Genomic DNA, 25,781 nt, shown 5'->3' on the forward strand with positions numbered 1-25,781 from the left:
TTCTATTCGACTTCAAGAGCGGAAAATAGACGAATTGCACGACATTTTGGGCTGACTGGGTGGCGCCCTGGGCTCCTCAGTTCCACATTGGCCAAGCGTTGCGAAATATTATCTTCACAGATGCTGTCGCATTTTCGACCGGAGTAGTGCCGATGCTGATTTGGGGAGTGGTAGGAGTGGTTGCCTTAGTCGTCGCGCTACTTCTTCCCCGAAGAACAGCTGCGAAAGCGGAAAAATAACTAGTCGAGGGCGATAACCTCGGCGGGGAAAACTAACTGCTTTCCTCGCCGGGGTCGTGCACCAAGGTTCCTCCCCCTCTTACAGCTAAACGCTCCAAAGTGTAGAGATAGGCATTGCCCAAAGCCCCGGCCCCATCGGCAGAGATTCTTTTCCGGCATACAGTAGGATTCCACAGCGGAACTTGTTACCGGCTAACTTTTGTAAGTGACGCAATCCGGAAAAATCTTTGCCCTGCAAACTGACTGCCGCCTTAACCTCCACCCCTACTACCTCGCGACTGCGTGACTCCATAACCAAATCGACCTCTTTCCCGGTAGAGTCCCGGAAGTGGAACAAGTTAAAGGGTATCGCTGACCACTCTCGTTGTTTCAAAAGTTCAGTTGCTACGAAAGATTCCAGTAGCCCACCGGTAAAGGAACTGGAGATTCGCATCTCTAAGGACTCAGCATCCACCCCTATCAGGCTGGCCGCCATGGCGGGATCCTGCAGGAATACTTTTGGCTTCGAAATCACTCGCCTGGATAGATTAGTACCCCAGGATGGTAATACATCAATCAAGAACACGTCTTTTAAAGCATTGAGATACCCGGGAACGCTCCGTTCTGGAATGTTCAGTTCCCTACCGGCGTGCGCGGCAACAAATTCTGAGGATCCCAGCGCGGCGATTCTTCCCAACAAAAGGCGCAGCCGGTCTGGATGCTGAATCCCGTACAGCTCGGTAGCATCCTTAGTTAACACCCGTTCCACATACGCCTGAACCCAACGGTCACGCCGGCGAGGGGTAGCCTCGGCAATTTCGGGGAAGGACGATTCGGTAATCAGGCTTAGATAGTCACCGCGTTCGAAGGTGGACGCTGGTAGCTCAGGGTGAGGATTCCAGGCGTTTGCCGCGAAATCTTCTTTAAACTCCGCGCGTTCCCCTCGGCTAAAACCACGTAAACGTAGAGTTTCCGCACGTCCCGCTAACGATTCCTCCGCGCCTTTCAGATTCATCAAGTTCGAAGAACCAGTGATGATGAAGCGTCCGGGGCGACGATTTTCATCGACTGCGGCCTTGATTGCACGAAAAAGTGCCGGCACTCGCTGAATTTCGTCGATTGCCACGATTCCTTCCGGGAACTGGCGCACAAAACCATCAGGGTCCGCCTGTGCCGCCTGTAAGGTTGCGGCGTTATCCAAGTTAAGTAGGCGATGACTCCGATTTTTCAGCAGTTGAGTTACTAGGGTGCTCTTGCCTACTTGGCGCGCACCCGAGACTGTCAGCACTGGAGTGTCACTTAAAATTTCCTCAGCCAACACTCTTACATTGCGCGGAATCATATCGGTAACCATAAACTTATTTTAGCACGTCATTGAGATTTATAGCATATTTAGTTGCGGTTTTACAACTCTCTTATTGCGGTTCTACAGCAATTTCATTGCGGTTTTACAGCAGGCGAAACCACCCCTTCGCCCTCCTCGGATAAAAACACCCTCCCTAGGCGACTAACCCACCTATTTATCCGCCTCTAAACCTCAAGCGGGAGGGCGATTACCCCGGCGGGGACAATTATTCTGCGTCGAGGCTAGCAAACAGACAACCTCACTGCACCCATCACTTACGTGTTACAATGTCTTATAAATAGAGAGGAGGAAGCGATGGGTAGTACAACTATTACCATCAGACTTGACGGGGAAGAAAAGGCTCTCATCTCTGATTATGCTAATGCTTTTGGAATCTCTATTTCCGAATTTATTCGTAAGGTCGCGCTAGAACATTTAGAGGACGAGCTAGACTTACATGCCTGGGAAGAAGCGAAAGCAGAGTTCGAAGCTGACCCCGAAACGATTTCTTCCGCCGAGATTGCAAAGAAATACCTTTAGCGTGTGGAGGCTGGAGTTTTCTAAGCACGCCGATAAGCAGTTATCAAAAATGGATCCCGGCGTCAGGAGAGTTATTGTCGCTTGGTTACTCAAAAACATTGATGGGTGCCAGGATCCACGCGCACACGGGAAAGGTCTCAGCGCCAACTTATCTGGAAAGTGGCGTTACCGAGTGGGCAACTATCGTATACTTTGCGATATTAAAGATCAGGAACTGGTCGTGATCGCAATCGAAATCGGGCATAGAAGCCACATTTACCGCTAGAGACCTGGTTGCATATATAGGAGTAGACCGTTAACCAATAGATTTCTCTGCGACACCTCGGGTAAGACCTGCACGAGGAATCTTCCCTGCAGCAGTGTCCGAAAAGTCCAACTTGCACAACAGAAATAGTCCAACTTGCACAACATCCGATAAAACAGGGCTGGAAGCCGACGCCGTTCTGGTGCTAGATGACGGGCGCTGGGCTTTAGTGGAAGTAAAACTGGGGGAACAATCAATTAACCAAGCAGCCGAACACCTCAAGAAGCTCGCGCAACGAATAAATACCAATCACGAGGGCGAACCGGCGTTTTTACTCGTGCTCACCGGAACCCAAACGGCATATCGGCGTGACGACGGCGTTCTAGTCTTACCTATAGCTGCGCTTAAACCTTAATAAACGCTCCCAAGCAAGCAAGAAACCCAGTCACCCGTCTACAACCACAGGAAACAGCGAACCGCACGATTATTTCGAATCTTCATCGCAAACAAAACTAAATACCAACAGACGGATCAGGGGTTTTCCGCGTACGCTATTTCGGCTACTTCCTTACTACTTGTGGACGGCATTGAGGACTTCTAACTGAAATACCAAGTTCCTTTAAGAAATACTCCCGGATTACTGCCCCCGGATATACCGGATTTTTCATGCTCATCCGCTGTACCCCAACGTGGAGCCGACTATCGGGCTCGAACCGATGACCTGCTGTTTACAAGACAGCTGCTCTACCAACTGAGCTAAGTCGGCCTTAGGAAGCGCTTAAATAAGCACTACCCTAGCGCCTTCAAAAAGACGCCGCCTTTAGTTTGCCATGTCTTTTATCAATGAACAAAACCGCTGCTATTTACCCAGTAGCGCGTCCTCGTCCAAAGTTCCATCATTCTTGTACGGCTTTTCGATCACCTTTCCGTTGGAGGCAAACATCGGGGTGCCCACCCCTTGAGTCTGCTTTCCGGCGGCATCTGCCCATTGCTTTTGCCACTTCTCCAGTAGCGCAGATTGTGTCTCGGCCTTAAAGGAGCTAATAATTTCCTCTTTAACCCCGGCCTTCTTGGCAACTTCTTTGATTTTTTCCAGTGATTTGTTCGGATCCGCCATCAGTGTGGAGTTTCCTTGATCTTTCCAGCCGGCTTCCTCCCCTTTGGCAAACATCACCTTATATCCGGTATCAATCAACGCTTGATGGAAGGCGAGCGCTTTGTCTGGTTGCTGCATAGCTACCAGCATGGAAGCGTCGCCAGCAATCACTGTCCAGGGCAAGGCGTGAGTTACCACCGTATGTAACACCAGATTGGCTTTACCTTCAGTAGCCAAAGCCATAATCTGATCCCCCAACTGATGCTCCAACCCCAGGCAAGACGGACATCCATAGGAATACCACATCTCAATAGTAGGTACTCCAGATTCGGCTTTATAGACACCCGATTTACCGACCAAGATGCCCTGCGCCGCATTTACTGCTTCCTTACCCGACAGGGCAGCGATTTTTTCTGGGTGCTGACCGGAAAGCACCTCCCCATTAGCTTTTTTATTTCCGCTCTGGGCAACCAGGTATCCGGCGAGGGCGACTGCCGCCACCACCAGCACCGCAACTATCGCGATTATCGCACGTTTACGACTTTGCTTGCGACGCGCGGCTTCCCGCTGCGCCTCTACCTGTTTCCAAACTTTCTGTTGCCGATTTTTTTCATTCTTCGATGAACCTTTGGCCTTAGCGGCCTGCATTTTACCTTTTTTCTGTGCCATTACTATTCCGCTGCTACTTTCCTGCGACTTTCCAGATTTTCTGTTACAAGCATAAACGAGGACGGGCTTAGCTCCCACCCTATCCGGGCTTTGATCACCGCAACCCGGGCTAATCAGGCTACCAAAGGAAATTTACCACCATATATTCGGCGCCTATGCTGACTGCCAGTGCCACTACCCCCCAAAACAGACGGGCACCAGCTCCCCCGATCAGGCGCACCATAGAGCCAAACCCCACTCTGAAGGAACGAGAAAAAAACGCCACTATCGTGGCAAACAGCGAATACGCCAGGTAGAGCAGCACCCGATAAACCGCCTGTTGTTCGCGCCAGCCCTCGGGCAAAATCCGCTGTGCAGGTTCCAATAAGAGCACATCCCCGTACTCTCCTATTAGGGTCACGCCCACCCCCACCAGTATGGTCACCACTATTACTCCATGTAGCGGCGCCCATAATGGTTGGGCTTTGAGCGCCGCACTGGGCGGAGTAACCATTCCCGAAGCCAGTTGCGCATCTCGCATCCGCGCCCTAAACGCCCCAAACAGACCGCAAAAGGCCACTAAGGCAGTCGGAACTACCGTACTCAGGGATACTGTCAGCGGTGCATGCAAATTATTTTTTAGCGCAAATACTTCGGTAGCCAGCGATAAGGACAGCATTAAGGCCAAACAAGACAACCAGGCGTTAGGTAACTTATTGGGGATATAGCGTGGCTCCCACTGCGCAGGCACCCCGCCCCCGAGAGCCCCTTCGGCGACTGCACCGTAGCCAGGCGCCGACGGCTGCACCCTCGGATCTACGCCGCCCCCCGGATAGTTACTTGCATAGTTACCCGCGGACGCCACCTGATAACCGGTCGGACTGGCATTTTCGGGGGGAGCCGGAGGATAAAGCCGAGTAGCTTGACCTGAAGCTGAGGGTGCGGAACTGGGCTCTGCTTCCCCTCGGTGTTGAGAAGCAGGCGGAAAACTGGGAGGAGGCGGCCCCGGATCGGCTGCACCAACATTCGCTGTGTCCAAAGCTGTGGTCCCTGCCCGCGCAAAACCAGGATCATCCGTCAGGTAAGAATCTTCCGGCAAGTAATCAGCGGGATCTTTCCCCTCATTAACCGCCCCGAAAGCCGCGATTAGCTGGTCGGGAGTTGCTCGCCGCTCCGGATCAACCTGAAAACCAGCCGCAAAAACCCGTTGCAAGGACTCGGGCAGACCCGACAAGTCGGGATTACCGGTACTAATGCGCCCTAACACCACTTCCACCGGACCAGACCCGAAGGGCGGATGCCCACTTGCGCAGTAGAGCAGCACACACAACCAAGCCCACCAGTCATCGCGAGGGCGCGCATCCTCACCGTGGATAAGCTGCGGCGAAATATAGCCGGGAGTACCGGTGACCAGTCCGGTTGCGGTCAAACGTTCGGCGCCAGGAGTTTGAGAAATCCCAAAATCAATCAAAACCGGCCCCTGCTTCGCAATCATGATATTAGCTGGTTTAATATCACGATGAACCACCCCGGCGTGGTGTAACTCCTCCAATATTTTTGCTAACCATTGCGCCAAATCAATCAAGTCAGGCAAATCCCAAGTACCATTGGCGCTCACGTCCTCGGCAATCGTGACCCCCCGAATCAGTTCCATAGCCACATAGGGGGTTTGTCCGGCGGTGTTTACCTCAAAAACTTTCGCTACCCCAGAGGAGCTGACTCGGTTAATCGCATCTGCCTCGCGTTGCAGACGCTTGCGAGCATTGGGATCGTTAGCAATCTGCGGGTGCAAGAACTTCAGCGCGACCTCGCTCCCATCGCGAGATTCAGCTTGATAAACCGACGCCATCCCCCCTGCGCCCAGAGCCTTAAGTACCTTGTATCCGCCGATTTCCTGTTCGAGCACTGTCTCCCTAACTTTTTTCAAACTCTCTTTATCTGAGTTTAGCTAACTGCGTTCGCACTTACCCAACCACCTATGCCAGAATTGTCCAAGCAATAACGAGGAGGAGGAAAAATGCCAAGCAAACAGAAAATTCGGGTAACTACCTCTGGTACCTCCTCGTTCTATTCTTTAGTCCCTACTCTCCCCTGGTCGCTGCCCTTGGAAGATTGGCCAAACAAGCTACTAGCGGCGCTTCCGCGGGGAATTTCTCGTCACGTAGTGCGTTTTATTAAGGCGGGGGGCGCAATATATGCGGTAAAAGAGATTTCCGAAGAGCACGCCCTGCATGAATACCAAATGCTGCGTCAACTGCAAAGCAAAGATCTACCTACCGTGTCCGTGGCCGCGGTGGTAGCGGGAAGAATCGATGAAAACGGCGAAGAATTGCCAGCCGCCCTCGTTACCCACCACCTGCAGTATTCCCTGCCCTACCGGGTGTTACTGTCCAGACATTTATCCAAAGACAACCTCAATCGAGTGCTTGATTCCTTGGTTGCCTTGCTGGTTCACCTACACCTAAACGGTTTTTATTGGGGAGATGTTTCCCTATCTAACACCCTTTTCCGCCGTGACGCCGGCACCTATGCTGCCTACCTGGTAGATGCGGAAACCGGACGTTTTTATGACAATATCTCTGACCGCTCCCGCGAATATGATGTTTCTTTAGGCGCCATGAACATTATCGGGGAACTGATGGATTTACAGGCCGGAGGGTTGGTGGATGAAGACTTTGACGTCACGATTGTTGGTGACTACCTGGAGAAACGCTATCACGATCTCTGGAATGATTTAACCGGATCCGAACGTATCCCGGCCGATGAGATATGGCGAGTAGGAGCGCGTGCCGAGCGGCTCGGGCAACTGGGTTTCGATATTGGTCAGGTAGAAATCGAAAGTGACGAGGACGGAGATTTCTTAAGTTTTGCTCCGCGGGTAGTCGAGGCCGGTCATTTCCAGCGGCGAGTAAAAGATCTAACCGGTCTGGAAGTTCAAGAAGAACAAGCCAAACGGATCTACACCGATATTGTTACCTATCAACGCCGCAAGAAAATGGAGAATACGCCTTTGCGTCTGGTGGCAACCACTTGGCTAGAACGGGTTTACCTGCCCACTATTAGTGCGATTCCCGATGATTTACAGTCAAAACTAGAGCCAGCCCAGATTTTCCACGAAGTATTGGAGCATCGTTGGTTTATGTCGGAAAAAGCAGGCCATCATATCCACACCCGGAAAGCGGTTAAAGATTATATCCGCACCCAGTTGGCGGTTCGCCCTGACGAACAGGTAGTGCTACCTATGCCGTTGACCGCGACAGCAGATGCTATAGATTATCTGGATCTAAAGGAGCGGTAACCACCTTTTTACCCGCACGCACCAGGCAACTGTTTCACCATTACCTAATCGGGGTGGCTGTGCCCCCTAACCTATCTCCACCGGTAACAGCAATCTACGCTAGTACCTTACTTTCGTCCGTGGCGGCGTCCCACCACCACTAATCCCCCCTGCGGCAAGAGGCGATCCGGAGACATAGATTCGGAAACCGCCGAAAGCGAAATCGTGAATACTACCGGTTGACGACTGGTGAGCTCGATACGCCCTCCATCGGCTTCTATCAGATCTTTCGCGAGTGCCAGTCCGATACCGCTGGAGCCATGCCCACTAACCCCGCGCCGGAAAATATGGGGAGCTATTTCTTCGCTCACGCCCTCGCCCTCGTCAGTAACCTCCACAAATATGGAGCGGCTAGAGACTCCTTTACGGGTAGAAACCGTGACCGTACCTGCCCCATACTTCAAAGAGTTCTCCACTAAAGTGGCGATTGCCTGCGACAATGAGGAGGGAGTGGCTAGCGGCAAGCGATCGGTTACCTGGTTGTCGAAAACAATATCCCGGCCTACCGCTGCAAATTGGGAAGCCCACTCATTCTTTTGCTGACGGAAAATATCATCTATCTTCACCGCCTGGGTATTTCCATGATTGGCTTGCGCGGCGCGTTTCTTTAAGTCCTCTACCACTTGGGTAATTCGTTCTACCTGCTCTAGGCAGGCTTCGGCTTCGCTGCGTACTTCCTGATCATCGGTGAGGTATTCGATTTCTTCAATCCGCATGGACAGGGCAGTGAGCGGGGTGCGCAATTGGTGAGTAACATCGGATGCGAATTGGCGTTCCTTGGCGATCCGGCCAATAATCCGTTCCCCAGACCGCGATAGTTCCTCGCTGACCAGGTCTATTTCTTCAATCCCGGTAGGTTGGATGCGGGCTTGGACTGCTCCCGATCCGATTTGCTCAGCCTGGGCTGAAAGATAGATAAGGGGTGCCGCCAAGCGTCGGGAACCTCGGAAAGCAAAGGCAGTACCCGCACCTAGTGCTACTGCTCCGCATATCAACACCGCACAGACCGCCCCCACCGCCGACCAAATCACCGGCAGAGCCGAGGAACGCAAAGACACATAAAGACCACCGGCACTGCGGGCATGAGAATACAGCTGCCAGTTAGCGTCTACCGAGCCCGAGTGATAGATCCGTCTTTCCCGTTGATCAATACTGATCTCCGACTCGGGTGCATAAACCCGCTGCCAGTTGGACACTGCTTGCCGGGTATGCTCCAGATCGCGGGTACCAATCTGATCCAAGTAACGAGAAAGATTAACCGTGAGTTGATCTTGACCAGTCTGGCTAGACTGCCACACATAGGAGGGCGCCAAAATCGCCAGCGGCAACCCCAGTAGGGTCAGGGAAACCAGGACAGACTGGAAAACCATTAACAGCGCACGCCGGCGCATGGCAGGCTACTTTCGTTCAGTCTCGAACCGGAAGCCCATTCCCCGCACTGTTGAAATGTAATAGGGGTAGGTGGCGTCATCTCCCAGTTTGCGGCGCAGCCAGGAAATATGCATATCTAAGGTCTTGGTAGATCCAGCCGGATCCGAACCCCAAACTTCCTGCATAATTACCTGACGCGGTACCACGTTTCCGGCTTCCTTAATCAAGATCCGCAATAGGTCGAACTCTTTAGCGGTTAGCTGCAGTTCCCGCCCATCTTGGAACGCGCGGTGAGCCGAAACATCGATCTTAATATCCTGTGCCTCTAGAGTATCGTCCTGGAAGTCGCTTCCTGCCCGACGTAACAGGGCACGTACTCTAGCAAGTAACTCCGCCAAACGGAACGGCTTGGTTACGTAATCGTCAGCACCGGCATCTAAGCCCACCACCATGTCGACCTCGTCAGTGCGGGCGGTAAGCACCAAGATCGGCACCGATGACCCCTGGGAGCGAATCTCCCGAGCCACATCTAAACCATCAATATCAGGCAGACCTAGATCCAAAACCACCAGATCGGCTCCTAAAATATCGCCGAGAGCTCCCCTACCGGTGCCATGGGAACGTACTTCATAACCTTCGCGACCGAGAGCCCGAGCCAAGGGTTCGGAGATTGCCGGGTCATCTTCAACAAGTAAAACTGTAGTCATATTTCCATGCTAATCTAAAAAAAACTTTGTCGCCACTACAACGAACTGAAAATAGCTTTACTATTTTTTTACTGCCGAAGAAGCTATCTCTAGGGCATTACTACGAATCAAGGGCGGTTCACCCTGTTTGCCCTCTGCGCGCGTAAGCAGCCACCCTTCCACCTCACCTAGCCCCTGCAGTTCTTGAGTGGTAGCTGGCCTAACCGCGAAATACCCTTTTTTATCACGAGCTTTCAGCTGCTTGGCGGAATCAGCATCCATCAAGATTTGCCCCCGCGGTGCGACATCTACCAAACGAGAAGCCAAGTTAACCGGGGGACCGAAAATATCACCAGAACGCGAAACTACCCGTCCATGAACTAGGGAGGCGCGCACCGGCAGGATTTCCGGCCGAGAATTCAAAAACTCTACGATGGCACATACGATATCCGCAGCTACTAACAGTTCGTCTGCAACATATAAGACTGCATCCCCCAGGGTTTTCACCACTCGTCCTCCGCGAGTAGTGACGACATCCCGACAGGCCATTTCAAAACTCTGCACTAGATCGGCCAAAGCGGCTCCGCTCATCGTGGAAGAGCGGCGCGTAAATGCCACCATGTCCACAAACCCCATACAACGATCCAAAGGATAGGAATCGATGGCGTCTGCTTTTCCTTCCCGCGTTTCCACTTCCCGGTTAGTATTCAGCAGTAGGTACGCCATTTGTCGGCGCCAGGCATATCCCAGTTGCGATTGCAATAGATCGACATATTCGTCAATTTTGTCTAAAACCAGCAAACGGGCGGAGGTGTCATCTAGGCTCATGCGTTCTTGAAAATCCGCCACAATCGCCTCTAGCTGCCATAACACCAGGCGATCGGCCATATAAGATTGTGCGCGCAGCAAGGAGGTCACCGTACTGCGTCCCAAGGTGCCCTCACCAAATTCTTGCCGCCATTCCATGATTGCCTGCGCGTCTTGCTCGGTAAACATATAGGTATCGGGATCAGCTTTCGGAAATCCACAAGAAGTCCAAAAGTGGTCGATTTCTGCAACACTGACCCCTAGCTGCTGCGCCATTTCCCGCATAGTCATAGTGGGCGCGCCCCCGATTAGTTTCCACACCGGACGCATCACGGTGTTGCGCGCTATCTGGGCTGCAGACAAGGATTCACTCACCCTTCAACCTTAAGGTGAACGACCTCACTTTTTCCAGCAGAGCCGGCAATCTTTGCATATTAAGCAGAAATTTTTCACGGTATTAACTCTGAGAGTTTCACTCTTGCCATCTTCTTCTCAAATTCCGGCTTTTCGTCTGAGCGCTACTCGCTGCACAACTTGTTACCTCCACTTCCTACGCTTTCTCGGCTCCGTCTCCTAAAATAGGCGCTATGACCGATCGACTTGTTTTAGCCTCCGCTTCCCCGGCTCGCCTTAAAGTTTTAACCCAGGCGGGTATTGCCCCGCTTGCCTGGCCGGCAAATATTGACGAGGACGCGGTGCGAGCCGAACTAGACACCGCAGATCCGGCGCAGGTAGTTAACGCTCTTGCCCAAGCGAAAGCCCGTCATATAGGTCAGCTATTAACTAACCCCAATAGCTTGCACCCCGAGGACTCCGCTCCAGGCGCTAAGGTTCTCGAAGAGTTGGAAAGCATTCCAAAAGGTGAGCGTTTAGTGGTTGTAGGTTGCGATTCCATGTTGCTACTTAACGGAAAGTTACGAGGAAAGCCGCACAGCTTTGAACGGGCTCTATTGCAGATTCATGAACTTTCAGGAGCTAGTCCCACTTTATTCACCGGCCACTGCGCCCTTGCCTTAAAACGTTCTACTACCGGTTTTATCTGGGAAAACGAAGTGTCGAGCCATTCGCAAGCTACCTTATATTTCAGTGAGATCAGCGCAGAGGAAGCCCGCGCCTACGCTAAAACCACAGAACCATTAGAAGTTGCCGGAGGCTTTACCATCGATGGCTTTGGCGGGGCATTTATTGAATCAATTAAGGGCGATCCTCACGGAATTATTGGTATTTCTTTACCGTTAGTACGTAAACTATTAAATGAACTTGGCTTTTTTTGGCCAAATTTATGGAAGGTCTTACCAAAAGAATCCTGAGCGGATAAGGTGGAGTTATGAGTGAAAGAAAAGCACGCGGGGTAGGCCTCGCAACCGTAAGCGAAACTGGTCAAACCCTAGATGTTTGGTACCCTCGTCCCTACCTAGGTGACCAACCAGATAAATCAGATGCGCAGCTAATCGAAAAACTAAGCCAGATTGAAGGGCGCGATGATGGGCGCGGGGTTAACCGTACCGCTACCGTGGTATCGATCGATCTCGACGAATCTGCCCGCTCTACCGCCGATGCTTACTTGCGTTTACATTTACTTTCACACCGCCTAGTAAAACCAAACACTATCAACCTCGATGGAATTTTTGCTCGTCTACCTACTGTGGCCTGGACAACCGAAGGCCCGTGCGCGGTCGAAGATTTCGAAAACACCCGTATGCGGATGCGTTTAAGCTTTGGCCACCCGATTCACCTACTTAGCGTAGATAAATTCCCTCCGATGGTTAACTACATTATTCCCTCCGGGGTACGCATCGCCGATGGTGCAAAAGTTCGTCTCGGTGCCTATTTAGCTCCGGGCACCACCGTGATGCATGCGGCTTTCGTTAACTTTAATGCCGGTACCCTGGGGGCTTGTTTGATCGAGGGGCGAGTAGCCCAAGGAGTGGTTATTGACGACGGCTCCGATATCGGAGGGGGAGCCTCTACCGCAACCACGGTATCCAGTCAGAGCGGGAAACAGATTTCATTAGGAAAACGCTGCCTACTGGGCGCTAATTCGGGGCTAGGGATTGCGCTGGGCGATGACTGCGTGGTGGAAGCGGGATTGAATTTGACTGCCGGTACCAAAGTGTCGGTTCTCCCCCACGCCGGGGTAGCCCCCACTACGGAAGGCTACTTCGCGGAGCCGGTAGTGGTTGCCGCCTCGGAACTCTCGGGAGTTTCCGACGTCATCTTCCGGCGAAACTCCCAATCTGGTCGCGTGGAGGCACTGCCCCGTGCCGGCAAGGAAATCAAACTCCCCGCCACCTCCCGCATCAACCCGTAACCTTTCTACCCTGCGCACGCAGGCTAGCTGATCCGTGCTCTACCTACAGAAACGCCCTTCTTCCTGGCAAGGCTTAAGCAATGCGAATCTAGAATGTCATCCTGGTACGTGTTGGGCTGTAAAAGCGCTCGGGGGACCCCGGTGAGCCTTGCTTCGCTCGGCTCAAGCCCCCTCTCGCATCTTTTACAGCCCAACACTTATGCGCGGGGGATTAGTTTTATCCGAGCAGGCTAGGTGGGCGCAAAACTTGGAAAACGTCGCTACGTTTTCCAAGTTTTTGGGCAGGAGGAAAAACTAATCCCCCGCGCTGGGTACGCTACTGATTCTGCTTACGAGAATTACGACTGATGCCGCCAGGCGGCGGAGCGTTGACTGGCTACCCAGGCAGCGACCTGCGTGCGGCGCTGCAACCCCATTTTGGCCAGCAGCGAAGTGATATGGTTCTTCACTGTCTTTTCCGCAACCCCCAGCTTTTCGCCGATTTCCCGGTTAGAAAGCCCATCCCCGATTAGGTTTAACACTTTGCGTTCTGCCGGGGTCAGATTGGCAGTGGGGTCTTCGTTCCCGGCGCGGCGGCGGGTCACGGTGCGATCATCCAGCAGTACCCGCCCTCCGACTACTGCCCGGATAACATCGGTAATTTCAGCCCCCCGCACAGTTTTTAGCACATAGGCTTTTGCCCCGGCCTGCAGGGATTCTGCTAATGCATCGTCATCATCAAAACTGGTAAGCACAATTGCCAAGGAATCTGGTGATACTTCCCGCAACTGTTTCATAACGTCAATGCCGGTACCATCGGGCATTTGCAAATCAACCAGCACTACATCGGGACAAACCAGTTCAGCGCGACGTACCGCATCTTCTACGGTTCCCGCTTCAGCCACTACCTCCATGCCGGCAGTTCGATCTACGATTTCGGCAATCCCCCGACGCACAATTTCGTGGTCATCAATGATCATTACCCGTGTGGGTTCTTCTACTGTCTGCGATTGCTGGATCTTCACTCTTTGAGTCTACCTAATCCTCTCAGTTAAGAATCAACCATTCCACAAAGTTGCACCTAGGGGAGGGGCACAGCGACAAACAATCATACGATTCTTGGTTCCGGTTGCAATTATTTGCACTAGATGCAGCTAGCGAGCTTAGGTTGAACCCAGTTAGTCCTGTAGCGGCTGGCACTTCGGACAGTAGGTGGCGTTACGTCCTGATTGTTGTAGTTTCTCCAGGGTGGTGCCACAAGTTTTACAGGGCTCACCGCCGCGTCCGTATACTTTTAATTCCTGCTCGAAATACCCGGGGTTTCCGCTGGTGTCCACATACAGTTCATCAAAGGAGGTTCCGCCGTGCTTGATTGCGGTTTTCATGATTTCCCCGGCGCATTTAAACAGTTCCTGGATCTGCTTTTCTGATAGGGAGTCTGCTCGTTGCCCCGGGTTTACTCCGGAAGCGAACAGGGTTTCGTCGGCATAAATATTGCCGATCCCGGATACTAACTTTTGATCCAAAAGAGAGTGTTTAATGGAACTCTTTCGTTTACGAACAGTGGTGGAAATTTTTTCCAAATCAACCTGGGGATCAAGGGCGTCGCGGGCAACGTTCAGTTCCACATTGCGGGGAACTAGGTGGATTTTTGCGCCCAGGCCTCCCGGTTTCTTATCTCTCGTCTCTACTAGGGGTTCTACTACCATCCGTCCGAAAGTGCGTTGATCGACAAAGTTGACGGTTCTGTCGTCTTCCATAGTTAATCGCACTCGCAGATGTCCTTGATTTTTATGGGATAGTTCTATTTGCGGTTGATTAATCAGCAACTGCCCGGACATTCCCAAATGAATCACTAGCGAATACAAGGTTTGTTTACCGTTTTGGTTTTCTCCCAGCAACCACAAAAACTTACCGCGCCGTACCGCAGCGGTAATGGTCCATCCCTCTAGAGCAGTACAAAATCGGTTAATGTCCTGCCCCCGCAATGAGCCGGGGAAGAATACTTCGACCTGCTTTATTTTGGCACCTAGCAGCTGCGATTCTAAGCCGCGCCGCACTACCTCAACTTCTGGTAATTCTGGCATGTTTCAGTTCCCCTCAAAACCTAATGTAATCATCTAAATCTGACTGGCAAACGTTTTAAAACCCTAGGGGGGTGGTCACCCCGTGTTCTTCGCGCAGGGTCATAACCGCCTGGCGGGCGGCCTCGTGTTCCGCCACTTTTTTCGAGCGTCCCTTGCCGGATCCCAGCACCCGTTCCCCGATTAGGGCTCTGGCGGTGAAACGTCGATCATGATCAGGACCGGTACCTTCCACCGCGAACTCAACAGTTCGTACCCCTAGCTGACCAGTAAGTTCTTGTAAGGTAGTCTTCCAGTCCATTACTGCTCCCCGCTCTAGGGCGTGATCCAGCAAATCTTGCAATAGGTTTTCAACTACTTTGCGAGTGGCTTCTAGTCCGTGGCACAGATAGGTTGCTCCTATCATTGCTTCTACCGTGTCGGAAAGAATCGAGTCTTTTTCTCGCCCTTTGGTTTTTTCTTCTCCGCGCCCCAGTAGTATGAATTCTCCCAGATTTATATCGCGGGCAACCCTAGCTAAGGCGGGCTGCGAAACCGTGGCCGATCGCATTTTTGCCAGATGCCCCTCTGGGTGAGAGGGATAGGTTTTGTACAGGCGTTCCGTCACTATCAGCTGTAAAACCGCATCCCCTAAAAATTCTAGCCGCTCATTATTGGGGAGATTATCTTGTTCGTGTGCGAAAGAACGATGAGTTAGCGCCAATATCACCATTTCGGGGTCTAAGTCGATTCCCCATCTGGTTAGCAGCTCCGCTAGATCTTGCGAACCGCGACTCATTCGTCCTTTTTCTCCTTTTCCTCAAATAGGTTAGCTAGCATTGACCAGCGCGGATCTATCTTTTCGTGGTGATGATCCGCCCCCGCATCCGCCAGCATGATTCCACATTCGGGGCAAAGCCCGGGACAATCGGGAGCACATAGCACCGAATAGGGAATCTGTGGAACGAGGGCGTCTATCAAAAGTGGTTCGAGATCCAAACGTGAATCTGGCTGCACCTGATAGGCCTCGTCCACGTCAGCATACCCGATTGAGTCCTCACTCACCTCATTTAGCAGGTGCGCGAGTTCCTCGGGATAGTAGTAAACGCGACTCAAGGAAAAATCAAGGGATTTTTCCACTGCTTGCAGACAACGCACGCACGCCCCTTCAGCGTAGGCAGTTCCCCTAACGCTCAGGGATACTCCCTCGGAAATTGCCACCGCTAGCAGCTGTAAATCTAGGGACTGTCCCGCCGGAACCGCCATATCTTCGGTTCCGATAGCCGTAGGTAAAGTTACCTGCAGCTGCCAAGTTTTACTATCCCCCTCGCCAGTTCCTAATCCGGTTAGCTCCAGTGGGATCGCCGCCTTCTTAACTTGCTTCATGCCCCTTACCCTAAGGGGTATTCGGCTTTGGCGCTAGCAAGCTGACCCTCAGCTACTAGAACTGTGGGCGCTCCAGGCGCGAAAACTGGGCGCGGCCGCTGCGAGTTTGTTCCGCGATTGCCCCCAGTAGTTCTTCCAATTGGGAAAGTGCCTGGTTAACGTACTGGTCAGACTGATCCATAAAGTCTTTGGCTTCCGCGCGCGCAGTATCGGTCATCTGCTGCGCTGCCTGTTTCGCCTCACGATAAACATTGTCCTGCGAAACCAACTGATCCGCGCGGGCTCGCGCCTCCTGCAAAATCTGCGCCGCCTGCTCATTGGCTTGGGCAATGGTTTCTTCCGCCTGGGCACTGGCGTGAGCAATTGCTGACTCTGCCTGCCGGTCAGCATCCTCCACAGTTTCCTGCGCCTTGGCATTAGCTTGCGCGATAGTTTCTTCAGCGTTCTGGTTCGCTTCGGTAGTTACTCGCTCCGCTTCCGCGCGCGCATCCGAGATGGTCTGCTCGGCCTCTTCATCGGCGGCATCCAGCACTTTATTAGCATCGGCCACAATTCGATCCGCATTAACCAGGTCAGCCGGTAGCGCTGCCCGCGCATTGTCGAGCAGCTCTACTCCTTCGGCCTGGTTAATCATGACTGACGCAGAAAAGGGAACGCTGCGTCCGGCCTTGATCATCTCGGTCAGACGATCAAGGACTGCGATAACGTCTGAAGGTGCATACTGCGGTTCTTCCTGGGGTTCCATATTCTTCCTTCCTGTTTTAGGCTGGCCGGTTGTCGGATTCACGGGTAGGGTTTCCATTTCCCGAGGTCGCATCGAATTCACGTTGCAGCGCCTGGGCTACTTCGGGGGGAACAAATCCGGAAACGTCTCCTCCATAGGCAGCTATTTCTTTCACTACCGAAGAGGAGATCAAAGCATTTTCGGGGGATGTGGGAATCAAAATAGTGTCAATGCCTGATAGTTGTCGGTTAGCGAAAGCCTGGGTCATTTCACTGTCAGTGTCTTTAGAGTTGCGAATCCCTTTAACCAGCGCTAGTGCCTGATAGCGGGTAGCCAGATCGCAAGCTAGCCCCTCCCAGATAACGACCTGCACATTCGCTAGATCCTCGGTGGCTTGAACAATAAATTCTTCGCGTTTGCTGGCCGAGAATAGATAGGTTTTTTTGGAATTTTTCGCTACTGCCACGATCACGCGATCAAAAATATGGGCTGCGCGGCTAATTACGTCCAGATGCCCATAGGTAAGGGGATCATAGGATCCGACGCAGACAACAGTACTCATAGCTACCAAAATACCGGTAAGCACTCCCGTTGCGCGGCGTCCCACGCGGACAAAGAGGTAAAACTAGGCTTGTGCGCCCTCATTTTCCGGGTATTCGAGGGCGGGACGCAGTAGGTAAACCGCGCTTTCTCCGTAGAGTTTGCGCGATTCTTCCTCCCACTGATCCGATTTCCAAGCGGGAGCCTCATCGCGCGCCGAACGTTCCACCACTATCCAGGCATCCGGGTCGCATAGCGGATGCAGCTGGTCTAGTACCTGCAGGATTTCGCTATTTTTCATAGCGTAGGGCGGATCGATAAAAACCAATTCCCACTGGGGATTGGGGTTAGCTCCTAGCAGGCGCGACGACAAGAAAGAAAGAGCCGGCTGTACATATAGTTTCGCAGCGACAAAAACTGGAGAGGAAGCCCGGTTTTTTCGAATCGTTTTGGCGGCGCTGTGGGCTTGGTCTACCAAATCTAAACTGAGCGCCCCGCGCGAGAGCGACTCGAAACCGTAAGCTCCTGATCCGGCAAAAAGATCCAAAACACAGGCGTCTTCCGTGGCTCCGCGAGCTTGTAGAGCGGAGAAGATTGCTTCCCGAACCCGATCTTGAGTAGGGCGCGTACCGGAGGAGGGTACGGCTAGCTGAGTACCTCGGGCAGTTCCAGCTATTATTCTCATCATGATGACAGTTTAACCCTAGCAACGATCAGCTAGCAGCTGCTTCTGGTTTATCTATCAAGGCGCCCGCTATCCCCGTTCTAAAAACTCTTGTTCTTCTTCGCTAATCCGCCGGGAGATCGCCTGTTGTAACCCGGGATGTTTTTGTAGTTGCGGATCGGATTCAACCAGGTGTTTTGCATCCTTTCGTGCTTGGGAAATTACCGCTTCGTCCGCCAACAGATCCAGAATTTTCAAAGAGGAGACGCGTCCTGATTGACTATCTCCCAAAATATTTCCGCTTTCGCGGAGGCGTAAATCAATCGCCGCCAGTTCGAAACCGTCGGTAGTTTTGGTGAAAGCATCGAGGCGGCTACGGGCAAGGGTATCTGGCTGCACCCCCGACCAGACCAGGCATACTCCCCCGAATTTGCCCCGCCCTATCCGTCCTCGTAACTGATGCAACTGGGCGAGACCGAAACGGTCAGCATCTAGAATCACCATCATGGTTGCTTGGGGCACATCGACTCCCACTTCAATTACCGTGGTAGACACCAATAGAGGCGTTTTCCCACTTATGAAATCAGCCATAGCGCGATCTTTTTCTTCCGCATCCATTTGACCGTGGAGCATCCCGATTTCAATTCCGTGCAGTGCCGGCAGTGCCCGCAATTGGCTTACGGTGTCGTAAACGTTCGCGAGGGGTTCTTTTTCGGCTGCTGCAGTAGTCTGCGCGCCGTCCTCGTCCTCTAGGAGAGTCGTACCCTCTTCGCTTTGCGTGCCGGGATTAATCGCCGGACACACCACAAATACCCGATGACCAGCTTTGATTTCTTCGGAGGCGCGCTGCCAGGTACGTGCTGTCCAGCTCCGATTAGCGGTATCTACTCGGAATGTATCGACTTTTGCTCGCCCCGGAGGCATTCCCTGCAAGGTCAGGTAATCCAGATCCCCAAAAGAGGTCATAGCTACCGAGCGCGGTATCGGGGTTGCGGTCATCACCAGCAAATGGGGAGTACCTGATTCTGCCTGGCGCAACCGGTCTCGCTGACGCACCCCGAATTTGTGTTGCTCATCGATAACCACCACCCCAGGGGAGGTAAGTATTACGCGGTTAGATAGCAGCGCATGGGTTCCCACAATCAGTGCTGGTTGCCCGGTTTTAAGCGCATCTAAAGTGCGGCGTTTTTCCGCGGCAGGCATCGAAGAAGTCAACCGATAAATCGGGACTCCCTCTCCCCCGCGCAGAGTAAATCCTCCCGGCTGAGCGTACTCCCCTAGCAGGTTAGTGAGGGTAGAAAAATGCTGTTGTACCAGAACTTCAGTGGGCGCCATGAAGATCCCTTGCCGGCCACCATCGACGGCTCGCAGCATTGCCAGGAGCGACACCACGGTTTTCCCAGATCCAACATCCCCTTGCAATAACAAATTCATCGGGCGCGCAGAGGCTATCCGTTGATCAATATCGGTTAAGGCCTGCTGTTGGGAGTCGGTTAAGGTAAAAGGCAACGCGGAGGCAACCTGCTCGGTAAAGCCCCCGGGTACCGCCGGCAGAATCGGGGCATCTTCGGCCAGAACTTGCCGCCGCTGGGCTAACGCCGCCTGCAATACAAAGGCTTCTTCGTAGCGGAAACGCTGGCGAGCCGCCTCATATTGCTCGCGAGTTTGCGGACGATGAATCTGCTCCAGGGCTGTGTTTAGTTCCAATAGCCCCTGTTCTGCGCGAATATCGGCAGGCAGGGGGTCATCGAAAGGTTGGGACTTTAACAACTCCAAAACTACCGCAATCGCTTTTTGGGTAGTCCAAGTCGGCAGCCCGGCCTTCGCGGGATAAATCGGTTCCGGACGCTGCGCCTGCATTTTAGCGGCCTGATTACTGGCGGCATCGAGGTTTTCGTCTTCCACCTCCTGGTAGGAAGGATGGGACAGTTGCAAGCGTCCGCGGTAAAGACTGGGGCGACCAGAAAAGAGTTTTGTTTGCCCCACCTGCATTTGGGAGGACATCCAGTTGATTAGATGCTGGCTTTTTGCCCAAAACACCGCATCCATTAGGCCTTCTCCATCACTAAGCTGCAGGGAAAGCATCCATTTTCCTCCGCGGGTACGCCGCCGCGAAGAGTCAGCTATTTGGGCGATTACCGATTGTTCTTCCCCTAAAATGAGCCCGGAAAATGCCGTGAGTTCGCCTAACTCGTGATAGCGACGAGGAAAGAAATACAGCAGTTCCAGGGGAGTTTCAATCCCAAATTTCTTTTCTAGTTTTCCACCTGCCCGTCCCAAGATTTTCTTTAAAGATTCGCCGGCCAGGGAGTTTGATTTATCGCTCACGAAGACAGCACTCCCACTACAGTGGCTCCGCTTTGCCCGCCGCTAATAAGTTCGATACGGATTCCCGGAGCCCCTTGGAACAGCGCGTTTTGTACCCGGGAGATCAGTTCCGAGTCTTCTCCTCGCCCGCTCAAGATCCTGGCCTGCATATCATCGCGGTTCACCGAGGAAGAAAGCATATCGAAAGGCATTTCCGGAGTAACGCTGAAGGTGCGTTGCCTAGCTAAGGAGTCAAAAGTACGCGAACGCTGCAACTGGATTAAATCAGCAGGCACAATTGCTGAAGAAACCACTTGGGTGAGGGCGCGGGCAGCTTCTAGCACCTGTAGGTCATCTTGCGTGGGAGCCACCATCAGATCGATACCTTGATCTTTGGCCGGCCGGACTAGGTTGGTTAGCTCTGCCGCGCTCACCTGGTCACAAGGTAAGACTTGCACTACTTCTTGTTCCATTTCCGCGATTACCGGCAGTACTTGCGGGGAGATTCCGGGACGCGAATAAACTACCGTTGCCCCCAAGTTAGCTATGTCTGCGACCAGACCGGGAGCCGAAGTGTAAGCTAACACCGCTGGTCTAACGGGGTGAATCGTATGGGAAGATCCCAGGCTCACCAGATTGGAAGATGAGGCTTCGGTTTCGACTGGTAGTGGCGGGCGAATCAAAACCATTCCCGATTTTTCGGGTAGAAGTTCAATTACTCTGCGCGGATGTCGGCTGCGCACCAGCAATATGCGCGGTCCAATCCCCAGCATGTCCGCCCTGCCGGTCATCGCCCCGTAAACCCCGTTTTCTTCTAACTGCCTGCGCAATTTTTCGAAGCGTAAGTTATCGGTTTCTCCGCGCCAGGTAAGCATCAAAGAGTTCATTTGTGTGGGCGTGTGCACTACAGCATGGGATTTAGGGACCATGTCCCGTACCATCTGCAAACTGGTGTTTACCGCTCCGATCTCTTGCTGGTTTTCTCGAGCATAAGTTTCCAGCATGGCCGCTATTAACAGCATTAATACCGCTGCCCGCGCGTCGGGACGCCCTCGGTTATCTTCTGCGCCTTCAACTAGGGCGACTTGGCTCGCCAGCCATGCCCGCGAAAGAATATCTTCGATCGACATTTGTTCTGGCTGGGTTTCTAACTCTGCGTTTACCTCTTCTATCAGCCCCGATAGAGTGGGGGGATCGAGGCGTTCAACTGCGGGCAGCAGGCAGCGGTCAGCACAATCCCTGCTGGAGCGCAGTATTTTTAACAGCTGCACCGGGTTGAGGGTGGGGCTGCTAGTCGTCCCGGCAGCAACGCTGGCTAACTCAGCCAGTACGATCCCAATCATTCCTCTGGCTCCCGCCAAGGAAGCATCGGCGACAGCCTCTAACACCCAGCGAGCATCCTTATCGGCACCGGCAGGTAATCCGGCAACTGTTAGCGCCACCTTATCCCAGGTGTATAGGGCATTAGCTCCGGTGTCGGAATCTAGTTCACTGTGTATATCCATGGCGTCTAGGGCTGACTGACCCGCCTGTAGAACTTCCCCGCTAATCTTTACCCAGGTGCGGATATTAGCCCCGGTCACTAGCAGGTCAATACGTTCGGCAGATTCCAGGGTTTGCGCCACATTTTCCCGGTGCCGTTTAGCTTTGGGTTTGGCCGACTTGGGCGCTACCGATGGCACTTCAAAATCAAGTAAACCAGTGGTTCCCTGCGGCTCTACGCTCTGCGGCGGTTGCGCCCCGCTAGCTTTTTTCTTCTGAACACGAGGACGCGCGGGGTTTTTACTCTTCTTGGCGCTTTGGTTGCCGCTATCAGCGACCTTTCCCCACTGATAATCATCTGCTTGCGAAGCAGCTGCAGTTTTCGCTGCTTTAACCGAGCGCTTATCCCGGGCGGCGCGAGCGAAATCTGCAAAAGAAAACAGATCCGCGAGGGGTTGTTCTTCTCCCACCGCCGCCTCCTTCAATGCGCATAGATGCACAGGGTTATCGCCTACTTGCTCTAATAGTGTAGCGAGTTTTCAGTGAAGCCCGGCACAATAACCACCTGGTAGTTGGCTGTTGCCCCCCGAATCAGTTAATCTAGTCGGGTTGCCGATATCTGGATATCTTATCCCAGACCTAGAAGAATACTTGAAGGAGACTATCGTGGCTGCCACCTGTGACATCTGCGGAAAAGGCCCCGGTTTCGGGAAGAGCGTTTCGCACTCCCACCGGCGCACGAACCGCCGTTTTAACCCGAACATTCAAAGCGTGCGCGCCGTTGTTGGTAGCACCCGCAAGCGCATGAATGTTTGCACCAAATGCCTCAAATCTGGGCGGGTTGCTCGCTAGCTGAGAGGTAAAATTGGCGCCGTCTGCGAAAAGCAGACGGCGTTTTTTATTTCTAGCTCCTCTTACGGGACTCCCAGCCGCTCCCCCTACCAAAAGCCGGATGTGAGGAAGTTCAAAGGCTATCGGGGTGCTCTCAGCTTTCATCAAGACCCCCTGGTCTGCTAGATTTGTAATAAGCGACCAGGAAACTGGTACGAAAGTGGAGGTTTTCCCACCTGGATGCTCTCGGGTATCGGGTAAGAACAGATGCTTAACGCGTCTGCGCGTTTTTCGCTGCCTCCGCCAAACAAGCGGGGGCTTTTCTTCTTTTGTAAAGCTTCCAGAAATCTCAAGCAAGGAGTAGCTATCAGCAACGAAACACGCATTAATGACCGCATCCGGGTGAAAGAAGTACGACTAGTTGGCCCCAGTGGCGAACAAGTGGGGGTAGTCCGGATCGAGGACGCATTGCGCCTAGCCACCGAAGCTGGCTTGGATCTAGTGGAGGTCGCGCCCACGGCGAAACCTCCGGTTTGTAAGTTGATGGATTACGGCAAGTTCAAATACGAGGCCGCTCAAAAGGCTCGTAACGCTCGCCGCAACCAGGCAAACTCCCAGTTGAAAGAGATTCGTTTCCGTCTAAAGATCGATGACCACGACTACGAAACCAAGAAAGGTCACGTAGTGCGGTTCCTTGAGGGCGGGGACAAAGTGAAAGTCATGATTATGTTTCGCGGGCGCGAACAGTCTCGTCCAGAGCTCGGTGTAAAACTATTAGAGCGCCTAGCCGAGGACGTAACCGATATGGCCACGGTAGAATCAATGCCCCGCCAAGACGGGCGCAATATGACTATGGTTTTGGCTCCCACGAAACGTAAACACCACACCAAGTCGGATCAGCGTCGTCGCCGTGATCAACAAAACGGCGAGACTATGAACCGGCAACAACTTAAGGATGCCCGTAAAGCGCGGAAAGCTAAAGAGGCTGAGGAAGCTGCAGCCGCCGCGAAAGCGAAAAAGTAGGGTCGTCCTAACGCCTAAGAAACAGGCAGAACCACCGGCGTGCCGGTAGAGAGGAAATACAATGCCGAAGATGAAGACGCACTCCGGTGCGAAGAAACGCTTCCGCCGAACCGGAAGCGGCAAACTGATGCGGGAAAAGGCAGGCAAACGCCACCTGCTAGAACACAAGTCTTCCAAACAGACCCGTCGCCTCAGCCGTGATCAGGTGGTAGCACCCGCCGACACTAACCGCATCAACAAGCTGTTGGCTGGCAACAAGTAGGCAAGGAGAGGAATAAGAGATATGGCACGCGTAAAACGAGCAGTTAATGCCAAGAAGAAACGTCGCACCGTACTGGATCGCGCCTCTGGCTACCGGGGTCAGCGTTCCCGCCTATACCGTAAGGCCAAAGAACAGCTGCTGCACTCGGGCGTTTATTCCTACAACGACCGCCGCAAACGTAAGAACGACTTCCGCAAACTGTGGATTCAGCGTATTAACGCTGCTTGCCGCGCTCAGGGAATGACCTACAACCGCTTCATCCAGGGGCTACGTCTAGCGGAAATCGAAGTTGATCGCCGGATGCTTTCCGAACTTGCGGTTTACGATATTGATACCTTTAATCAGCTGGTAGAAAAAGCGAAAGCTGCTCTACCTGAGGACGTAAACGCTCCAGCTGCTTAAGGCCCTTAAAAGAAGTTAGCTTTTTGCTTAATCTACGCCTAGACACGATTGATAATCCTCGCTCCCAGCGGGTGCGGACTCTGGTCAATCTGTCTAGGCGTAGTTTTCGTTTAAAGCAAGGATTGCTCCTGGTAGAAGGACCGCAATCTTGCGCGGAACTGCTGTGTTTTTTCCCGGAAGCGATTCGGGATGTCTATCTGTGCACCGATGCTCCCTGCCCTGCTATCCCGGTAGCGAGGACGGCTTTAGGGATTACCCGCTGGGTACACCCGGTTGCCCCATCGGTAATGAAGTTATTCGCGCCCTCGGCGCAAGGTATCGCGGCTACTGCTGATTTATCAGTGCTTCCGAGCGAAGAACTCCCGTCCTCGGAGGTTTTGAAAGAGGGCGCCTGGGCAGTATGTGCGCGGGTACAAGACCCCGGGAACCTGGGGACGATAATTCGGATTGCTGACGCCTGCGGCCTAGCCGGGGTCTTAGCCCTTTCGGGCTGCGCTGATGTTTCTAGCCCGAAAGTTATTCGCGCCAGCGCCGGGAGCCTTTTCCACTTGCCCGTCTATTCCAGCGCTGCTTTTGTCGATTTAGCGAGGCTCAGCGAGGAAAATGGTGGCTGCCTTGTGGGATTATCGGGGAAAGCGACTGTCGATTTACCTAGCTTTACTGCCTCTAATATCGCTACCGCCTCTCCCCTATTTATCTGCCTGGGCAACGAAGCCCAAGGTTTATCTAACGAGGAAATCGCCCTCTGTAATCAAACTATCGCCATCCCTATGTGGGGAAAGGCAGAATCCTTAAACGTGGCAACAGCCGCGGCGATCGCCCTGCACGCCATCGCCAGCGCCCGCATCCGCTAAACCGGTGAGAATTCCTCAGCTATAGCTATAGCTATTCCAAAAGGTCAGAATGACTACCAGTCCTAGTCAGCGTTAGCACTAACTGCTGGGAACTGATTTTATAGATCAGTAGCCAATCAGGGCGAATATGACATTCGCGATGCCCCAACCAGTTTCCCGTTAGCGCATGATCCTTTAGTGTTTTTGGAAGTACTTTTCCAGCTGCTAACAACCGGATAACGTCATCTAGCTCCTCTATGGGCAGCCCGCGCCGAATAGCTTGCTTGTAGTCTTTCTTAAACCGGCTAGTCCATTGGATCTGGTAGCTCATGATTTAAGTTCTTTTAAGGCATCTTCAACATCTACAAAACGCTGAGCATCAGGATCGGAAAGCATTCTTTCCGATTCCGCCAACGCCAACTGGGTTTGATAGTTGGGAGATTTTTGACGGATTTCAAACGGAAATCCCCCCGCTTGGATAGCTTGACGCAAAAAAATATTGATCGCGGTAGTCATATTAACCCCTAGATTGCGAAAAATATCTTCGCTTTGCTGCTTAACATCTTTATCCATGCGCACACTGAAACTGGTAGTACCGGACATAGCAATTCCTCCCGCCTACAATAAAATACATCTAAAATAAGTCTATTATCTAGGCATTAGATATGCAATACCTGTTTGA

28 protein-coding genes and 1 tRNA gene are annotated in these 25,781 nt (G+C 52.8%); 11 read left to right on the forward strand and 18 right to left on the reverse strand.

All coding sequences use genetic code 11. From position 1 onward, the window contains the following. Nucleotides 1-324: 324 nt before the first annotated feature. Complete coding sequence (locus E6072_RS02880; RefSeq protein ID WP_316693595.1) at nucleotides 325-1,572, reverse strand: ATP-binding protein; 1,248 nt, start codon at nucleotides 1,570-1,572, stop codon at nucleotides 325-327. A gap of 306 nt (nucleotides 1,573-1,878) precedes the next feature. On the opposite strand from E6072_RS02880, the gene relB reads away from it, so the two are divergent. The 3 genes from relB (at nucleotide 1,879) to E6072_RS02895 (ending at nucleotide 2,762) form a co-directional block, all read left to right on the forward strand. Beyond that, entirely contained in the window at nucleotides 1,879-2,103 is a 225-nt protein-coding gene (gene relB, locus E6072_RS02885; RefSeq protein ID WP_316693596.1) for a type II toxin-antitoxin system RelB family antitoxin, read from the forward strand. A 1-nt stretch (nucleotide 2,104) separates the two neighbouring features. Next, nucleotides 2,105-2,368, forward strand: coding sequence for a type II toxin-antitoxin system RelE/ParE family toxin (locus E6072_RS02890; protein WP_316693597.1), 264 nt, complete (start codon nucleotides 2,105-2,107; stop codon nucleotides 2,366-2,368). 181 nt (nucleotides 2,369-2,549) lie between these two features. Beyond that, nucleotides 2,550-2,762 (forward strand): hypothetical protein, encoded by a 213-nt coding sequence (locus tag E6072_RS02895; RefSeq protein WP_316693598.1) that lies wholly within the window; start codon nucleotides 2,550-2,552, stop codon nucleotides 2,760-2,762. 275 nt (nucleotides 2,763-3,037) lie between these two features. Here the strand turns inward: E6072_RS02895 and E6072_RS02900 are convergent. The 3 genes from E6072_RS02900 to E6072_RS02910 form a co-directional block, all read right to left on the reverse strand. Continuing rightward, a tRNA-Thr gene (locus tag E6072_RS02900) sits at nucleotides 3,038-3,113 on the reverse strand. A gap of 93 nt (nucleotides 3,114-3,206) precedes the next feature. Then, nucleotides 3,207-4,112, reverse strand: a complete 906-nt coding sequence (locus E6072_RS02905; RefSeq protein WP_316693599.1) for a thioredoxin domain-containing protein — start codon at nucleotides 4,110-4,112, stop codon at nucleotides 3,207-3,209. Between the two features lie 118 nt (nucleotides 4,113-4,230). Next, nucleotides 4,231-6,018, reverse strand: a complete 1,788-nt coding sequence (locus tag E6072_RS02910) for a serine/threonine-protein kinase (RefSeq protein WP_316693600.1) — start codon at nucleotides 6,016-6,018, stop codon at nucleotides 4,231-4,233. A gap of 90 nt (nucleotides 6,019-6,108) precedes the next feature. Between E6072_RS02910 and E6072_RS02915 the strand changes: the two genes are divergently transcribed. Continuing rightward, nucleotides 6,109-7,389 carry a DUF4032 domain-containing protein gene (locus E6072_RS02915; protein ID WP_316693601.1) on the forward strand — a complete coding sequence of 427 codons (1,281 nt, stop codon included), beginning with the start codon at nucleotides 6,109-6,111 and terminating at the stop codon, nucleotides 7,387-7,389. A gap of 107 nt (nucleotides 7,390-7,496) precedes the next feature. On the opposite strand, the gene E6072_RS02920 is transcribed toward E6072_RS02915, so the two are convergent. The 3 genes from E6072_RS02920 to E6072_RS02930 are packed head-to-tail and all read right to left on the reverse strand — an operon-like array spanning nucleotide 7,497 to nucleotide 10,667. Beyond that, complete coding sequence (locus tag E6072_RS02920; RefSeq protein WP_316693603.1) at nucleotides 7,497-8,819, reverse strand: HAMP domain-containing sensor histidine kinase; 1,323 nt, start codon at nucleotides 8,817-8,819, stop codon at nucleotides 7,497-7,499. A 6-nt stretch (nucleotides 8,820-8,825) separates the two neighbouring features. Next, a complete protein-coding gene (locus E6072_RS02925) occupies nucleotides 8,826-9,506 on the reverse strand; it encodes a response regulator (RefSeq protein WP_307737410.1) in 681 nt (226 codons plus the stop codon). Nucleotides 9,507-9,566: 60 nt separating this feature from the next. Next, entirely contained in the window at nucleotides 9,567-10,667 is a 1,101-nt protein-coding gene (locus tag E6072_RS02930; protein ID WP_316693608.1) for an adenylate/guanylate cyclase domain-containing protein, read from the reverse strand. Nucleotides 10,668-10,879: 212 nt separating this feature from the next. On the opposite strand from E6072_RS02930, the gene E6072_RS02935 reads away from it, so the two are divergent. Further along, on the forward strand, nucleotides 10,880-11,602 hold the full coding sequence (locus tag E6072_RS02935) for a Maf family nucleotide pyrophosphatase (protein WP_316693609.1): 723 nt from the start codon (nucleotides 10,880-10,882) through the stop codon (nucleotides 11,600-11,602). Nucleotides 11,603-11,619: 17 nt separating this feature from the next. Further along, on the forward strand, nucleotides 11,620-12,603 hold the full coding sequence (locus E6072_RS02940) for a DapH/DapD/GlmU-related protein (protein ID WP_316693611.1): 984 nt from the start codon (nucleotides 11,620-11,622) through the stop codon (nucleotides 12,601-12,603). Between the two features lie 338 nt (nucleotides 12,604-12,941). Here E6072_RS02940 and E6072_RS02945 read toward each other — a convergent pair whose 3' ends face one another. The 9 genes from E6072_RS02945 to E6072_RS02985 all read right to left on the reverse strand — a co-directional run bounded on the left by E6072_RS02945 (nucleotide 12,942) and on the right by E6072_RS02985 (nucleotide 22,218). Then, a complete protein-coding gene (locus tag E6072_RS02945) occupies nucleotides 12,942-13,562 on the reverse strand; it encodes a response regulator transcription factor (RefSeq protein WP_038109924.1) in 621 nt (206 codons plus the stop codon). Nucleotides 13,563-13,760: 198 nt separating this feature from the next. Continuing rightward, complete coding sequence (mutM, locus tag E6072_RS02950) at nucleotides 13,761-14,669, reverse strand: bifunctional DNA-formamidopyrimidine glycosylase/DNA-(apurinic or apyrimidinic site) lyase (RefSeq protein ID WP_316693613.1); 909 nt, start codon at nucleotides 14,667-14,669, stop codon at nucleotides 13,761-13,763. A 55-nt stretch (nucleotides 14,670-14,724) separates the two neighbouring features. After that, entirely contained in the window at nucleotides 14,725-15,444 is a 720-nt protein-coding gene (rnc, locus tag E6072_RS02955; RefSeq protein ID WP_316693614.1) for a ribonuclease III, read from the reverse strand. Further along, a complete protein-coding gene (locus tag E6072_RS02960; protein ID WP_316693615.1) occupies nucleotides 15,441-16,031 on the reverse strand; it encodes a DUF177 domain-containing protein in 591 nt (196 codons plus the stop codon). Before E6072_RS02960 ends, rnc begins: the two co-directional genes overlap by 4 nt. A gap of 55 nt (nucleotides 16,032-16,086) precedes the next feature. Continuing rightward, nucleotides 16,087-16,776 carry a hypothetical protein gene (locus E6072_RS02965; protein WP_316693616.1) on the reverse strand — a complete coding sequence of 230 codons (690 nt, stop codon included), beginning with the start codon at nucleotides 16,774-16,776 and terminating at the stop codon, nucleotides 16,087-16,089. A gap of 16 nt (nucleotides 16,777-16,792) precedes the next feature. Beyond that, on the reverse strand, nucleotides 16,793-17,317 hold the full coding sequence (gene coaD / locus E6072_RS02970) for a pantetheine-phosphate adenylyltransferase (RefSeq protein ID WP_316693618.1): 525 nt from the start codon (nucleotides 17,315-17,317) through the stop codon (nucleotides 16,793-16,795). A gap of 63 nt (nucleotides 17,318-17,380) precedes the next feature. Continuing rightward, nucleotides 17,381-17,983 (reverse strand): RsmD family RNA methyltransferase, encoded by a 603-nt coding sequence (locus E6072_RS02975; protein WP_316693620.1) that lies wholly within the window; start codon nucleotides 17,981-17,983, stop codon nucleotides 17,381-17,383. Between the two features lie 66 nt (nucleotides 17,984-18,049). After that, complete coding sequence (locus tag E6072_RS02980; RefSeq protein ID WP_316693622.1) at nucleotides 18,050-20,287, reverse strand: ATP-dependent DNA helicase RecG; 2,238 nt, start codon at nucleotides 20,285-20,287, stop codon at nucleotides 18,050-18,052. Next, nucleotides 20,284-22,218, reverse strand: coding sequence for a hypothetical protein (locus E6072_RS02985; RefSeq protein WP_316693624.1), 1,935 nt, complete (start codon nucleotides 22,216-22,218; stop codon nucleotides 20,284-20,286). The genes E6072_RS02980 and E6072_RS02985 overlap by 4 nt, the downstream gene beginning before the upstream one ends. A 196-nt stretch (nucleotides 22,219-22,414) precedes the next feature. On the opposite strand from E6072_RS02985, the gene rpmB reads away from it, so the two are divergent. The 5 genes from rpmB to E6072_RS03010 all read left to right on the forward strand — a co-directional run bounded on the left by rpmB (nucleotide 22,415) and on the right by E6072_RS03010 (nucleotide 25,120). Beyond that, nucleotides 22,415-22,600 carry a 50S ribosomal protein L28 gene (gene rpmB / locus E6072_RS02990; protein WP_038109147.1) on the forward strand — a complete coding sequence of 62 codons (186 nt, stop codon included), beginning with the start codon at nucleotides 22,415-22,417 and terminating at the stop codon, nucleotides 22,598-22,600. Between the two features lie 246 nt (nucleotides 22,601-22,846). Further along, on the forward strand, nucleotides 22,847-23,602 hold the full coding sequence (gene infC, locus E6072_RS02995; RefSeq protein WP_316693626.1) for a translation initiation factor IF-3: 756 nt from the start codon (nucleotides 22,847-22,849) through the stop codon (nucleotides 23,600-23,602). A gap of 61 nt (nucleotides 23,603-23,663) precedes the next feature. Beyond that, entirely contained in the window at nucleotides 23,664-23,864 is a 201-nt protein-coding gene (rpmI, locus tag E6072_RS03000) for a 50S ribosomal protein L35 (protein ID WP_316693628.1), read from the forward strand. A 21-nt stretch (nucleotides 23,865-23,885) separates the two neighbouring features. Then, nucleotides 23,886-24,266 (forward strand): 50S ribosomal protein L20, encoded by a 381-nt coding sequence (rplT, locus tag E6072_RS03005; protein WP_316693630.1) that lies wholly within the window; start codon nucleotides 23,886-23,888, stop codon nucleotides 24,264-24,266. A 23-nt stretch (nucleotides 24,267-24,289) separates the two neighbouring features. Further along, on the forward strand, nucleotides 24,290-25,120 hold the full coding sequence (locus E6072_RS03010; protein ID WP_316693631.1) for an RNA methyltransferase: 831 nt from the start codon (nucleotides 24,290-24,292) through the stop codon (nucleotides 25,118-25,120). Nucleotides 25,121-25,151: 31 nt separating this feature from the next. Here E6072_RS03010 and E6072_RS03015 read toward each other — a convergent pair whose 3' ends face one another. Both E6072_RS03015 and E6072_RS03020 read right to left on the reverse strand, forming a co-directional pair. Next, nucleotides 25,152-25,430 carry a type II toxin-antitoxin system YafQ family toxin gene (locus tag E6072_RS03015; RefSeq protein ID WP_316693632.1) on the reverse strand — a complete coding sequence of 93 codons (279 nt, stop codon included), beginning with the start codon at nucleotides 25,428-25,430 and terminating at the stop codon, nucleotides 25,152-25,154. Then, on the reverse strand, nucleotides 25,427-25,702 hold the full coding sequence (locus E6072_RS03020) for a type II toxin-antitoxin system RelB/DinJ family antitoxin (RefSeq protein WP_316693633.1): 276 nt from the start codon (nucleotides 25,700-25,702) through the stop codon (nucleotides 25,427-25,429). The genes E6072_RS03015 and E6072_RS03020 overlap by 4 nt, the downstream gene beginning before the upstream one ends. Between the last annotated feature and the right edge of the window lie 79 nt (nucleotides 25,703-25,781).

The sequence above is a fragment of the Varibaculum cambriense genome (assembly GCF_032557235.1).
GTDB classification, from domain to species: Bacteria; Actinomycetota; Actinomycetes; order Actinomycetales; family Actinomycetaceae; genus Varibaculum; species Varibaculum cambriense_C.